Consider the following 12,060-nt stretch of genomic DNA (forward strand, 5'->3'; position numbering starts at 1 on the left):
GGTGCTTCCTCGAAGTTTCACAGTTCGGCGGGTTCGGGTTTAAACTCGATCGCATCGACACGAGTCGGATAGAAGGCAAGATGATCGCGGATGAGCGCTACGGCTTCGTACGGGTCTTCGTAACTCCACACCGCGAACTCCGACTTGTTTCCGCCGGTAGGAATCGAGAAGTAGGTACAGTCGCCCTTGTAGGGGCAGTAACTGTAATGTGTTGTCCGTTCCAGAAGCGACATGTCAGCGTCCTCACGCGGTATGTAGAAGACCGGCGGATAACCCCCTTCTTCAAGAACGAGGGCGCGGACGCTCAGGGCAATAACCTTATCCCCGACCAGCACGCGCACTCGACCGTTGGCCGGCGCGATCTCGATAGGGTGATCCGGCCCTGGAATCCTTACTTCTTTTGGTCGCAGAATACGTTCCGTGCTCATAGCTTCGAACCTCCGTCCACAGGAATGCTCGCGCCTGTGATCCAGCGGGACTTATCTGACGCCATGAATGCGATCACATCGGCTACGTCTTCAGCCTGCCCAATGCGCTTGAGTGCCTGCATACTCAACGCCAGTGCTTGCCCACCTTCCGTCTTGGTGAAGTTGGACATGTCCGTGGCAATGACGCCCGGTGACACCGCGTTGACCCGAATGCCTCGGACCCCAAGCTGTGCCGCCCACTGACGAACCAGGGTTTCCAGCGCGCCCTTGGTCGCCGCATAAGCCGGAAGTGACGGAGAGCCGCTCGCGCCCGCTTCACCCGGAGAGTATCTGGCGGCAAGCGACGTCGTAACAACAACGCTGGAGCCGTACTTCAGCAACGGGATCAGCTTCTGCATTAGGAAGAAGGGCGCTCTTACGTTTGTGGCGAACAGGTTGTCAAAGTCTTCAGGTGTATGGGACTCCATCGACCCCGCCTTTGAGATACCCGCATTGAGGACCACAATGTCGAGGCCTCCTTCAGCCAGCTTCTGCACCTGACTGACGAGATGCTCAACGCCGTCGAGCGTCTCGAGCGGTGCTTCCAACAGGTCAGCCCGACCGCCTTCGGTCACAATCTGCTGCTGCAACTCCAGCGCAGCATCTTTCGATTTACCAAAGTGCAGGAGGACGTGTGCACCTTCAGCGGCGATCGCCAGGGCTGTTGCCCTGCCAATCCCCCGGGAGGCGCCCGTGATCAACGCAAGTTTTCCTTTGAGAGTCATGTTTCGTTCTCCTCACTTCCGTCTTTGGTGGCGGCGCGTCTTGCAACGCACCGCCGCGCTCTTGGTTATGCATTCAAGAAGCGATTTGCTTCGAATATAAAGTCGTCGTGGTATTCATACCAGGAACCATGGTTGGCGTCCGGATACAGGATCAGCTTCGCGTTTGGCAGGTTCTGCACAAGATGCAGCGAGTTGACCGTGTAAACGATGACGTCGTGGTTGCCGCTTACGATGAGCGTGGGCTGCGCGATGCTTTTTAGGTAAGCAAAGCGCTCACCCGGATGGGCTCCCCACTCGCCAACGGCTGCGATCTGTGCCGGTGCTACCTTTTCGCTGATTGCGGCGTCACGGTCTTTGGTACGTGAGAGATAACGCTTCAGGAATTCCCGTCCGGCTGCCTGGCTTTTCTCTGAATCTGTGAAGAACACCTTGAGCCACATGTTTTCCGGCGGATTGTAGGAAGCGCCAAACACGCTGGCCGTCTCCGGCGTAATGTATCCCGTACCGTTGCCGGCGTCCTGGTTTCGCGGCGCCGTCCCAATAAGGATGAGCTTGCGCACGAGTTCGGGACGGTCCACCACGATTTGCTGCGCTACCATGCCACCGATTGAAAAACCAAGAAGGTCAACCTGCGTCATGCCAAGGGCATCGATGAAGAGCTCAGCGTTCTTCGCCATCCCGGCAAAGGTCGAGGGAACTTCGCCCGTCGAACTGGCGATGCCGGCGTTGTTGAAGATGATGACCTCGCGCTCACGAGCGAGTCCATCCAGAACCGCAGGGTCCCAGTTATCCAGATTGCCGGTGAAGTGTTGGTTGAAGACAAGAGGAAGATTGCCCTTCTTGCCCCAGCGGCGGTATGCGAAACGGATGCCATTTGTTTCGACGAACCGGGTAGGAACGGTGATCGCTGTACCTTCTGATCCATTGTCGCTGCTAGAACCGGAGGATTCGGCGAAGGACTTCCCGCCTGCCAAGGAAGCCGCTGCGACGGCGGCAGAACCAAAGACAAAACCACGACGGGAGACTGCAGAGCGACTGTCTGCGCTAAAATCTAAATTTTGCATGTTATCCTTTCAATACGTACGAACGTAGTAGTAGATGGTCGGGAGATTCACTACGATGCAGAGATTTTTTGAAACTACGCCGTGTGCCCGCAAGCAGGAAAGAGCAGTCACTACTGCGCGTCATTGCGGCGCTCATCTCTGCACGAGTGGAGTGGTAGTACTGAGGTTCTTGCGAAATAACCGGCAATTTCCCGAAAGTAGCTAAGCAGATAAACAGCGACTGGTAACAGTCCTATAGTCCTCGCCGTAGCCCGCGAGTTGCAGAAAGGTGAATCGTGCCGAAGTCGTCGCATAGAGAGAAAATCCTCGTAGAGGGAATGCGGGTGATGCACAAGCAAGGCTTCGCGGGTTCGAGTGTCCGCGATATCACCAAAGCTGCAGAGGTTCCGCAAGGATCCTTCACCAATCACTTCTCCTCGAAAGAAGCCTTCGGCATCGAGGTCCTCAACATCTATTACAAGAGCTGCTTCGGCCTCACAGGGCAGACACTCTTAAACGACGCGCTTCCACCGCTGTCACGCCTTAGGAAATGGCTTGATGGCATGTTGGATACGATGAACAATGATGATGAGTGGAATGGTTGTATGTTGGGGAACTTTGGAGCAGACCACTCGGAGGGTACGAATCAGTTACAGGAGCGCGTCCGTGAGATTTTCCTCGAATTGCAATTCAATCTCGGATACTGCCTTAGGGCAGCAGTAAAAGTGGGCGAATTGCCAAAAGGAACCGATGTCATTGGTCTCGCGGCATTCATTCAGTCTTCGATTGAGGGTGCGGTTCTTGTCTCTAAAGCGATCAAGAGTCGGCTTCCGATGGAAGCTCTTCGCAAGGTTCTTTTCAACTCCGTCCTACTTACTCATCAAAACTGATCTATGGGGCCGCTCTTCTGTGCTCTTTCGAGAAATGATAGGACCTCCTTCGGCTGGCGGGTACAAAGAGTGCTCCAGGTAATGCCGAAGCGCTCTGTCAGGTGGGCCAACTTCGAGTCGTAATGGGGCAGGGCCATAGAGCCATTCTCCGACAGACTATATGGGTTACGAGGAAGCGCCCACAGGATAGTCTGTGTAGCCCTTGGCATCGAAGGTATAAAACGAGTCGCGATCGTACTCCGATAAAGGAATTCCTTCACGAATGCGCCGGGGAAGGTCGGGGTTGGAAATGAAGTGCTTGCCGAAAGACACCGCATCAGCGTCCCCATCGCGGATGATGGTTTCTGCTGATTCGGGTGTGAAACCTCCGTTCGCGATCAACTTTCCGCCATAGGACATTCTGACCATATGGGATGCCAGTCGACCCGTTTCAACTGACTCTCCTTCATGCAGGGCCTTCCCGCGGATGCGGGGCTCCACCACATGCAGATAAGCTAGCTCATAGTCATTCATTCGCTTTGCAACAGCGGTGAATAAGCCGACGGTGTCGCTGTCATGCATCTGGTTAAACACGCTGCCTGGAGCAATTCGTACGCCAACGCGATTTCGCGGCCAGACTGACTGCAGCGCCTCCACAACCTCACACAAAAGACGAAGGCGGTTCTCAATCGAGCCACCATATTCGTCCTCTCTCTGATTGCTGCCATCCTGAAGAAACTGATCGATCAGGTAACCGTTGGCCGCGTGCAGCTCGATCCCATCGAATTCAGCTTGTTGAGCCCGCTTGGCAGCGGCGGCATAATCCTCCACAATGCTCTTGATCTCGGGCACAGAGAGAGCACGATGAGGGGAAGGTTGTATCCAGCCACTAGGCGTCGACACCAGCTGTGTTTCGAGCTGCCAGTAAGAGGGATTTACCGATGCGGAGACGGGGTCCAAAGGTTCGTGAAGGCTTCTATGCGACGCCCGGCCGGTATGCCAGAGCTGCGCTACCATCAGCCCTCCCTTATTATGGACTTTGCCCAGAACGTTTTTCCATCCCTCGACCTGTGCCTCGGTATAGAGACCCGGAGATCCAAACCATCCTGTGCCAAGTTGCGAAATGTTCGTTGCCTCACCGATGATGAGACCACCATCGGATGCCCGTTGCTCGTAGTACAAAGCCATGAGGTCATTTGGAATAGATCCCGGCCAGGTCGATCGCGACCGAGTGAGAGGCGGCATTACCACCCGATGCTTCAGATCGAAAGCACCCAATGAGACACCTTCCACAAGGCGGCTGCTAGTGAATACGCTTTGTGCGGGTTTGCTGGACATCACGATGTTCTCCTGTTCCTACCACACGTTTCGGTTGTGCAAGTCCGGACGTGATCGCTTGTTTAGCCTTCAACGGTTCGAATTCGCAGGCTCTGCTGAGTGCCGCTGGAAGCATGAGTCACGCTTAGTTGGCGCCATCGCCACGCAGTTGGAAGTCCTGACTTCAAAACCTACTGAAAGAACAACCTGTCCAGTTTGATTGTGACGACCGGCGGGCTGCCGATTTTATTACCTTCTATATCGGCTGCAAATACCTCGCGTACTGTTGGCACCATGATTCCGTTGATCTGTTGATAGGCGGACGCATAGTTGACTCCAACAATGCCGCCCAGAATATCTACTGCGTAGCGGTGACGCCGCAGGAGACCATCAGGCCCGTAGTAGGCGTATTGAACGTTCGTGTGGGTTTCGATGTGATCCGGAAAAGTGATTCGAAGAACTCTCCATGTCTCACCACCCTCATGCCATGCTTCAACTTCCTCAGTCTGAAATCCCGGGTAAGAATAAAGGAAAGGTGCGGTCAAGTATTGCCACATCGCGTAGCCAATGAAGTAACCGGCCTGAAGCTCCGTCCATGGATATCCTGGTCGCTCCATGATGGACTGGCGAGGGTCCTCCAGACGAAGTGGACGTTGCTCTGGAGCGAACAGTGACATCCCGAACGAATCAAATAGCATTCGTTCTTTCGCTGTATCCGAGTGCATCATCACATGTTGGCGTTTGAGCGACAGAGACAGTCTGACGTTAGGCAAAATCGTTGGGACACCTACCTGGGCCCACAGAGAACCCCCTAGAGTTGTGTCCACGATCAGATCGGATAGCTCGCTCCATCGATTCATACCACCATGTGCATCCAATACCAAGTCGAGCAATTTACCTGCCATACTTTACCTCTTCGTTCGTACTAAGGGTCGCGGCGCCACCATCCACGAACCACGTCTTATATCGCAGATGGCAGCCTCTGCCGCCCACACGCACTTTGCAGATTGCGACTTCGATCCGTCCAGTGATACATGATGTCGTCCAACGTTTTCTGGGGTGGTAGTACCTGCTTTGAAATCAGAGTGCTTAGTTCGTCTGGCGCTGGACGAAAGTGCTCCGATGTCGGTCATCCCAGCGAAGGCAACAGCGGCAAGATGCATGCAGCTTGATCGCGCTATGCGGCCACTTCGTTCGTCCTGACAGATCCATCACTTGCGCATTGGAAAGAAGGGGGTTCAAACGGCTTTGGCAAGGCTTGGTTGCCTCTGACCACCGTCCTCCCCCCTATCACATCAGGCACCTGCCGCACCGGAGAAGAGAGCCAGCATATGGTCGTTAAGCCCATTTACAAAGGCATGCTCTGAGGGACCAGGGTTAGCGCGCAACGGCTTTGCCCTCTCAACGACAATCTCGTCTGCGTCAGTGCCCAACACTTGCATGGTTTCCGCAATGAACTCGTCGAGAGGCATTGCCTCAGCTGCTTCCTGGCTGTTCATAAGGTCAGTGCGTACCCATGGAGGAGCGATCTCGAGAACACGCACGCCACTCTTTTCCAGCAAGAATCGTTGAGACAATGCGTACGAGTGCAGAGCCGCCTTGGTAGCGGAATACACTGCGGTCAGCGAGAGCGGCACAAACGCAAGAACTGAAGTGTTATAGATCACGGTTCCCTTCGTTTTCTTTAGCTGATCGATAAGCGCGGATGTCAGACGCACGGGTCCAAGAAGGTTTGTGGTTACCGTTGAGGTGAGCAACTCTTCGTCGATTGCCCCCGCTGCCTGGTCTGGAAGCATGATGCCGGCATTGTTGAAGAGCACGTTGAGATCGGGGTACTTCGCGATAAGCATTGATGCCATGGACTGAATGCTTTTGAGATCGGCAACATCAAGCTCAACCGCTTCCATCCCTGGGTTTGCAGCAACGACGCGATCGAGATGGCCCTTACGACGGCCCGAAATAATGACTTTGTTGCCGAGTTTATGAAGCTGCTCAGCCAAGGCGCAGCCAATGCCGGACCCTCCGCCAGTGATGAAGATCGTGTTTCCGGTTAATTTCATGGTGTTCCTCTTTCTTTCGATTACTTAGTTGAAGGTGGTTTAGCAATTAATGTTCACTACTGATCGCAAGATCCGCACCATGTTACAACCCAGCCTGCAGACTGAGCGGCTATTCACGCTGTGAACCGATCACCGAACATCGGAAGGCCGCTCACGGACTCTGCTTGGGTTACTTCGTCTTGCAGAACATCCCAGTGCTCTTGCAAAAGGCCGTTCTCGAAGCGGACAACATCCGCCGCGATCCACGCCGCAGGCCTTCCATGCCCACTGAAACGTCCATGCGCGATAACGTAGTCGCCCTCAGCGACGATTAGTTGGTTCTCATACCTCAACGTGCTTGGAGCGGACCGAATAAGATTGAAGAGACCATCTCGTCCCGGCCCAATATGGGCACTGTGCTGTATATATTGTGGCGACCAGAAAGCCGCCGCTCCTTCGTAGTCACGCTTGTTGAAGAGAATGTCAAAGGCCTCGAGCACTAGCGCCTTGTTTTCTTCCGGGGTTGTTGGTGGCATCGTGTGGCTCCTGTACTTCGCTCTGCTGTTACCTGAAGCTGTCAGATTGGTACCTGTATAGCCGTGTAGAGCGTCTTGTAAACAAGGTCGGATCCTGATGTCCCAGTCCCTTCGCGAAGGGATCGAAGCCAGGACGAACTGGTAGTGAACTCGAATGAGCAGGTTGGCCAGCGCCTCTGGTCCCTCCGACGATCGCCGAATAAATGAGTGTGCGCTGTATATTGCACCCGACTACAGCTTGGAACCGCCATCGACCCTCACGGTATCTCCAGTGATCCAGCGGGCCTCGTCCGAGGCAAGAAACGCTATGACACCGGCGATGTCTTCTGGTTCGGCTACACGCTTAAGCGCTTGCATGTTCATGGCATAGTCGCGGCCCTGGTCCGTTTTTGCAAACTCAGACATGTCCGTTGCGACGATCCCGGGGGCGACGGCATTCACCCGGATGCCACGAGGTCCGAGTTCGTATGCAAAGTGCTTGACCATCGTGTCGAGGGCTCCCTTCGTCATGGAATACGCGGAGAGACCGTCAACGGCAGCGTGAGCGGCAAGCGAAGATGTAACGACTATACTGCTACCGTTCGCCAGGAGCGGCAGAAGTTGTTGAACCAGGAAGAACGGTGCACGGACGTTTATGGCAAATAGTTCGTCAAACTCCTCGATGGTCGTTTTGTCGATCGTTCCTGGTCTGGAAATACCCGCATTGGCAACGAGGATGTCGAGACGATCACCGAGGATGCTGCGAACATCAGCTGCGAGTAGACTTGGCCCCTGGGGATGGGTCATGTCGCCAGCAACTGCCTGACCGTGGCCTCCGTCTGCCTTGATTTGAGCAACGACGGCTTCAGCTTCCTTCGCGCCTCGTCCGTAATGAACGAGCACATTTGCGCCGGCCTTCGCGATGGCCAAGGCACTCGCGCGCCCGATGCCTCGGGAAGCCCCTGTTACAAGTGCAGTTTTTCCAGATAGATCGTTCATTGCAGATCTCCTATAGATCTCAAAGCGGTTAGAGGGAGGCGCGACCTCACAGGGTATTGGAGCAGCTAGAGCTTCTAGCGCTGGACGAGACTGGTCTGGCCGAGGTGATAGGACAGGTGATTCGTGCGTGTAAGCAAAATCGATAGCTTGTTGCGAAGAGGATCCTTGGCATAGTCCTCGTCTTTTACAGATGTGTGCTTTTCCAACCACTCATCCGGCGACAGGCGGGTGATTCCCGCACTCAACTGGTCGCTCACAAGCTTCCAGGCTTTACGAACCTCTTCTACAGGCGGCAGACCGCTAGCTCCGTCGGCGGAGGTAAGAAACACTTCATCAAACGCTGGCGCAATCCGCTCTCCTACGCCGAGAAGGACGCTCATGCGATCGTGCATTGCGGTCAGGTGGCCCCAAAGATAAATCAAGCGGTTGCGATCAGGAGCTACGCGGTACTGCAGTTCCTCTTCGCGGAGGCTGTTGAAGAACTTGTCGGCTCTCTCCAAAGTTCCTTTCCATACGCCCACTGCATTTGCTACAAATACGGAGTCGGTTGCCATGATGCAGATCCTTTCCTGATCGTGTGGTGTCTTCCACTTGAGGCCAGCCTCGAACGAGCTAAATGTTCCCTACTGCATTTCACAAACCGCGTTATGCTGCAGTCTTACCGCCATCAACCGCGAAGGTGGCGCCTGTGATGAATGAAGCTTGGTCGGACGAGAGGAACACAATTGTGTCCGCGATTTCTTCAGGATGACCGACGCGCTTGAGCGGAACCGTCGCAGCCAGACCAGCCTTGATCTCTTCCGTGCCCGTAAACCGACTCAACATACCCGTATCGATCGGTCCCGGCGCAACCGCATTCACCCGTATCCCAGAAGCGGCAACTTCCAGCGCAGCTGACTTTGTTAGGCCCTCTACTGCGTGCTTGCTTGCAGAGTAGACGGACGCATACGCCGCACCTGTCTTGCCGTAGCTGGACGAGATGTTCACAATGCTGCCCTTTTTTACGGCCTGCATCGCACGGATCTCGTGCTTCATGCTCAACAGTGTGCCTAGCACGTTCGTCTCAAACGTTGCGTGAAAGGTTTCAGCAGTCTGGTCCACGACTAACCCAGGCTGACCTTCTGTCCCGGCATTATTGACAGCAATGTCTAGGTGACCGAACCGTTGCACCGTTTGGTCGACTAGGTTACGAACGTCGTCTTCACGCCGAACATCCGCTTTGATGTATTCAGCCTCAACGCCGAGAGCACGCAACTCCGTCACCAACTTGTTTCCCGCATCATCTGTGCGTCCTGAGACGATGAGGTTTGCACCTTGCTTCGCAAAGGCAATCGCAGTCGCACGTCCAATGCCTGTAAGCGCGCCTGTGATGAGAACGATTCTGCTTGACATAACTTTCTCCTTTTCATGCGTTCGTTCGCTTGATCTCCGAGCTGCAGATACGGTACATACCGTATCTATTTACGTAGGATAGGATATGAGTTGTCTCGTTAAAGATTCAGAGAGTTGAGAAGTATGGGCAACGATGCCGGACGCGATCAGACAGCTCCTCCGAAAGGAGGCAGGCCGAGGAGCGTAAAGCTTCATCGTGCGATCCTCAAGGCGGCAGTCGACCTGGTGCTCAGCACTGGTTTCCGGTGCTTGAGCATCGACGCGATTGCTGCAAAGGCTGCTGTCGGTCGTATGACTGTGTACAGACGGTGGCCGAATAAGGCAGCCATCATCATGGACGCGTTCGTTGAAAGAGTGGACCCGGGAACTTTGTTCACTCCCTCTGTCTCGTTTACAGAAAGCATCCGCCTTCAAATGAGGACTATGGCCAAAGCTTTCCGCGGTAAAGATGGGGCGCTTATTCGCGCTCTCCTCGCGGAAGCGCAGTTTGATCCCGAGCTGGCGAAAGCTCTGCATGATCGCTGGACGATGCCTAGAAGGAAGATGGCAGTGGAGTACTTTCGCAGGGGTATGGAGCAAGGACTGATCCGAGCAGATATTGACCCCGACGCAATGATTGACCTGCTTTATGCGCCGCTTTACTATAGACTGCAGATGGGAACCGGACCTCTGTCTGACGCATATGTCGATGAAATCTTTGAGCATGGAATGCAAGGTCTCCTTCCCAATCGGGGTGCTCGATCATGACGCACTCATTGATCCTTCGCTGAGCTGGTCATCAACAGGCCCAACTGGACATCCGAACCACATCACAGAAGTTTCTCGGCCGGAACGCACTTTCTTTGTCCGCCATAACGTCTGCCGTCACATTTCCAAACGTGATCTGGGGTTTACGCTTGATGCCTTCGTAGAAGGCCTCGATAATGTCCTCTTTGAAGGACGGCGAACGAGGAAACGCCTTCACGACGCCTGAGCGACTCTCGATGCTGTAGTCGGCATAGTCAACCCCAAGAACATCCATCTCAACCCCGGCACTGGTAAGCGCGACCACGGGACTCATATACCGGGGAATTTCAGGCGTTGTGTGGAGTGCAATCGCTGTCCAGACCTCGTGTGCGGCCTGTTCACCGATCCCCCGTTGGTGGAGAAACTCCACCGCCGCATTTGCCCCGTCGACCTCAAATCGATTCTGCATGCTACTATGAGCCCGGGTCAGCCCAAGATCATGGAACATTGCGCCTACGTAGAGCAATTCGGGGTCGAATACCATCCCCTTCCGCGCACCCATCAGGGCCCCGAAGCAATAAACTCTGCTTGAGTGGTTGAACAACAACTCACTCTCTGTGTCCCGGACGAACTCTGTGACCTCTCGGACCAGAGAACTGTATGGCAAGCTGATTCCGCCTTGCCAAGCTAATGTTTCCGTAATGACGCTAGCGCTCATTGTGCCCATCCCGTCTGACTTCGCCCTGCCGTAGTCACGACTGTAGGTTCGATCGTCGTCGGCTGAAAGACCAATTGAAGCCAGGTTGATCTAGCCCTTTCGGGCTGCAGCGCACTTTACTGTTACGGGCTGCAGCAACAATCGCCAACGTTTCCCAGAGGTGATCTCGCAGGACCTGGCAAGCAGAAGATGATTCACAAAGACAACAACGGAGCATGAGCGCATTTACGCCTACGCCGTCTTACGGGAACCGAAAGACGGTCTTGCACTCGTCGGAAGTAATATCAAATCAGCATTTGCCATGGCTCTCGGGAAGATGATCGTAGCAGCCCCTTCGAGCCGGGCACATTGAAGCCACCTTCGCTAAGATGGATGTGGTTGGCTGGTGCTGACCCGCTTTGAGAGCAAATAGGGAGAACACATGTGCGAACGTGGCCTTATTAGAGTTCTGATCGTAGATGACCACCCGATAATGGTCGCTGGACTCTCCGGTGAGATAAACGCACAGAAGGACATGCAAGTCATTGCAGAAGCGGCCGGAGGAGAAGAAGCGGTACGCCTCTTCCGCTTGCATCGTCCGGATGTAACCCTCATGGATATAAGGATGCCGGGCATGAATGGCATCGAAGCCATCACCACGATTCATAGGGAATATCCACGAGCCAGAGTTGTAGTCCTTTCGTCGTCGGCCGGTGACATACAGGTGCTCAGGTCATTCAAAGCTGGTGCGGTCGGCTATCTGCTCAAGAACCTGCTACGAACGGAACTCATCGAAACCATTCGGCTGGTTCATGCGGGCCATAGAAAGATTCCCCCTGAAGTTGCGCAGCAACTTGCTGTACATGCAGCCGAAGATGCCCTAACGTCCAGGGAGCTTGAAGTACTTCGTGGCGTCGTCAAAGGACAATCCAACAAAATTATTGGTTCGGAGCTGAACATTGCAGAACACACCGTGAAGAACCACATAAAAAACATTCTTTTCAAGCTGGACGCGGACGACCGCACCGGCGCAGCCGTCATAGCGTTGCGACGAGGTTACATCGATCTCTGACGAAGCGAAGCCATTGGCTCAACCTCTACAGCAAAGGTCGTCGAAGCCAAAGTAGTAGGCAAATCTATTTACTCTTGAACGCCCTTAACCAGCGCCTGCAGTGACTTGTCACGTGGTGCCGCATCTTCACCATGTGGCTCTGCCGTCTCTGATACGCCACTGCGGCAGGAACCCGGATCTCTATTTTGGTTCCAGTGTG

14 protein-coding genes are annotated in these 12,060 nt (G+C 54.4%); 3 read left to right on the forward strand and 11 right to left on the reverse strand.

The window, feature by feature from the left end; all coding sequences use genetic code 11:
* Nucleotides 1-17 precede the first annotated feature (17 nt).
* The 3 genes from OHL20_RS24710 to OHL20_RS24720 form a co-directional block, all read right to left on the reverse strand.
* A complete protein-coding gene (locus tag OHL20_RS24710; RefSeq protein ID WP_263385974.1) occupies nucleotides 18-428 on the reverse strand; it encodes a DUF427 domain-containing protein in 411 nt (136 codons plus the stop codon).
* Nucleotides 425-1,192 (reverse strand): SDR family NAD(P)-dependent oxidoreductase, encoded by a 768-nt coding sequence (locus OHL20_RS24715; protein ID WP_263385975.1) that lies wholly within the window; start codon nucleotides 1,190-1,192, stop codon nucleotides 425-427. The genes OHL20_RS24710 and OHL20_RS24715 overlap by 4 nt, the downstream gene beginning before the upstream one ends.
* Before the next feature lie 65 nt (nucleotides 1,193-1,257).
* Nucleotides 1,258-2,256: an alpha/beta fold hydrolase gene (locus tag OHL20_RS24720; RefSeq protein WP_263385976.1), complete on the reverse strand. Its 999-nt coding sequence runs from the start codon at nucleotides 2,254-2,256 to the stop codon at nucleotides 1,258-1,260.
* Nucleotides 2,257-2,531: 275 nt separating this feature from the next.
* Between OHL20_RS24720 and OHL20_RS24725 the strand changes: the two genes are divergently transcribed.
* Nucleotides 2,532-3,125 carry a TetR/AcrR family transcriptional regulator gene (locus tag OHL20_RS24725; RefSeq protein WP_263385977.1) on the forward strand — a complete coding sequence of 198 codons (594 nt, stop codon included), beginning with the start codon at nucleotides 2,532-2,534 and terminating at the stop codon, nucleotides 3,123-3,125.
* 165 nt (nucleotides 3,126-3,290) lie between these two features.
* Here the strand turns inward: OHL20_RS24725 and OHL20_RS24730 are convergent, their stop codons facing one another.
* The 7 genes from OHL20_RS24730 to OHL20_RS24760 form a co-directional block, all read right to left on the reverse strand.
* Nucleotides 3,291-4,442 carry an alkene reductase gene (locus OHL20_RS24730; protein WP_263385978.1) on the reverse strand — a complete coding sequence of 384 codons (1,152 nt, stop codon included), beginning with the start codon at nucleotides 4,440-4,442 and terminating at the stop codon, nucleotides 3,291-3,293.
* A 170-nt stretch (nucleotides 4,443-4,612) separates the two neighbouring features.
* Nucleotides 4,613-5,326, reverse strand: coding sequence for a hypothetical protein (locus OHL20_RS24735; protein WP_263385979.1), 714 nt, complete (start codon nucleotides 5,324-5,326; stop codon nucleotides 4,613-4,615).
* A 390-nt stretch (nucleotides 5,327-5,716) separates the two neighbouring features.
* A complete protein-coding gene (locus OHL20_RS24740; protein WP_263385980.1) occupies nucleotides 5,717-6,481 on the reverse strand; it encodes an SDR family oxidoreductase in 765 nt (254 codons plus the stop codon).
* Between the two features lie 113 nt (nucleotides 6,482-6,594).
* Nucleotides 6,595-6,996 carry a nuclear transport factor 2 family protein gene (locus OHL20_RS24745; RefSeq protein WP_263385981.1) on the reverse strand — a complete coding sequence of 134 codons (402 nt, stop codon included), beginning with the start codon at nucleotides 6,994-6,996 and terminating at the stop codon, nucleotides 6,595-6,597.
* A 231-nt stretch (nucleotides 6,997-7,227) separates the two neighbouring features.
* Nucleotides 7,228-7,974 carry an SDR family NAD(P)-dependent oxidoreductase gene (locus OHL20_RS24750; protein ID WP_263385982.1) on the reverse strand — a complete coding sequence of 249 codons (747 nt, stop codon included), beginning with the start codon at nucleotides 7,972-7,974 and terminating at the stop codon, nucleotides 7,228-7,230.
* A gap of 74 nt (nucleotides 7,975-8,048) precedes the next feature.
* Nucleotides 8,049-8,528 carry a DinB family protein gene (locus OHL20_RS24755; RefSeq protein WP_263385983.1) on the reverse strand — a complete coding sequence of 160 codons (480 nt, stop codon included), beginning with the start codon at nucleotides 8,526-8,528 and terminating at the stop codon, nucleotides 8,049-8,051.
* Nucleotides 8,529-8,619: 91 nt separating this feature from the next.
* A complete protein-coding gene (locus OHL20_RS24760) occupies nucleotides 8,620-9,366 on the reverse strand; it encodes an SDR family NAD(P)-dependent oxidoreductase (protein ID WP_263385984.1) in 747 nt (248 codons plus the stop codon).
* 123 nt (nucleotides 9,367-9,489) lie between these two features.
* On the opposite strand from OHL20_RS24760, the gene OHL20_RS24765 reads away from it, so the two are divergent.
* On the forward strand, nucleotides 9,490-10,113 hold the full coding sequence (locus OHL20_RS24765) for a TetR/AcrR family transcriptional regulator (RefSeq protein ID WP_396272940.1): 624 nt from the start codon (nucleotides 9,490-9,492) through the stop codon (nucleotides 10,111-10,113).
* Between the two features lie 31 nt (nucleotides 10,114-10,144).
* On the opposite strand, the gene OHL20_RS24770 is transcribed toward OHL20_RS24765, so the two are convergent.
* The gene (locus OHL20_RS24770) at nucleotides 10,145-10,819 is read right to left on the reverse strand and encodes an HD domain-containing protein (RefSeq protein ID WP_317891010.1); all 675 of its coding nucleotides are present in this window, start codon (nucleotides 10,817-10,819) and stop codon (nucleotides 10,145-10,147) included.
* A 412-nt stretch (nucleotides 10,820-11,231) separates the two neighbouring features.
* On the opposite strand from OHL20_RS24770, the gene OHL20_RS24775 reads away from it, so the two are divergent.
* A complete protein-coding gene (locus tag OHL20_RS24775) occupies nucleotides 11,232-11,861 on the forward strand; it encodes a response regulator (protein WP_263385986.1) in 630 nt (209 codons plus the stop codon).
* Nucleotides 11,862-12,060 lie beyond the last annotated feature (199 nt).

This window comes from Granulicella arctica (assembly GCF_025685605.1).
Lineage (GTDB): Bacteria > Acidobacteriota > Terriglobia > Terriglobales > Acidobacteriaceae > Edaphobacter > Edaphobacter arcticus.

Coding starts and splice junctions, on each gene's coding strand:
- OHL20_RS24715 (WP_263385975.1), bottom strand. CDS start 1,192: ATGACTCTCAAAGGAAAACTTGCGTTGATCACGGGCGCCTCCCGGGGG.
- OHL20_RS24770 (WP_317891010.1), bottom strand. CDS start 10,819: ATGGGCACAATGAGCGCTAGCGTCATTACGGAAACATTAGCTTGGCAA.
- OHL20_RS24745 (WP_263385981.1), bottom strand. CDS start 6,996: ATGCCACCAACAACCCCGGAAGAAAACAAGGCGCTAGTGCTCGAGGCC.
- OHL20_RS24710 (WP_263385974.1), bottom strand. CDS start 428: ATGAGCACGGAACGTATTCTGCGACCAAAAGAAGTAAGGATTCCAGGG.
- OHL20_RS24720 (WP_263385976.1), bottom strand. CDS start 2,256: ATGCAAAATTTAGATTTTAGCGCAGACAGTCGCTCTGCAGTCTCCCGT.
- OHL20_RS24730 (WP_263385978.1), bottom strand. CDS start 4,442: ATGTCCAGCAAACCCGCACAAAGCGTATTCACTAGCAGCCGCCTTGTG.
- OHL20_RS24760 (WP_263385984.1), bottom strand. CDS start 9,366: ATGTCAAGCAGAATCGTTCTCATCACAGGCGCGCTTACAGGCATTGGA.
- OHL20_RS24750 (WP_263385982.1), bottom strand. CDS start 7,974: ATGAACGATCTATCTGGAAAAACTGCACTTGTAACAGGGGCTTCCCGA.
- OHL20_RS24755 (WP_263385983.1), bottom strand. CDS start 8,528: ATGGCAACCGACTCCGTATTTGTAGCAAATGCAGTGGGCGTATGGAAA.
- OHL20_RS24765 (WP_396272940.1), top strand. CDS start 9,490: ATGGGCAACGATGCCGGACGCGATCAGACAGCTCCTCCGAAAGGAGGC.
- OHL20_RS24740 (WP_263385980.1), bottom strand. CDS start 6,481: ATGAAATTAACCGGAAACACGATCTTCATCACTGGCGGAGGGTCCGGC.
- OHL20_RS24775 (WP_263385986.1), top strand. CDS start 11,232: ATGTGCGAACGTGGCCTTATTAGAGTTCTGATCGTAGATGACCACCCG.
- OHL20_RS24735 (WP_263385979.1), bottom strand. CDS start 5,326: ATGGCAGGTAAATTGCTCGACTTGGTATTGGATGCACATGGTGGTATG.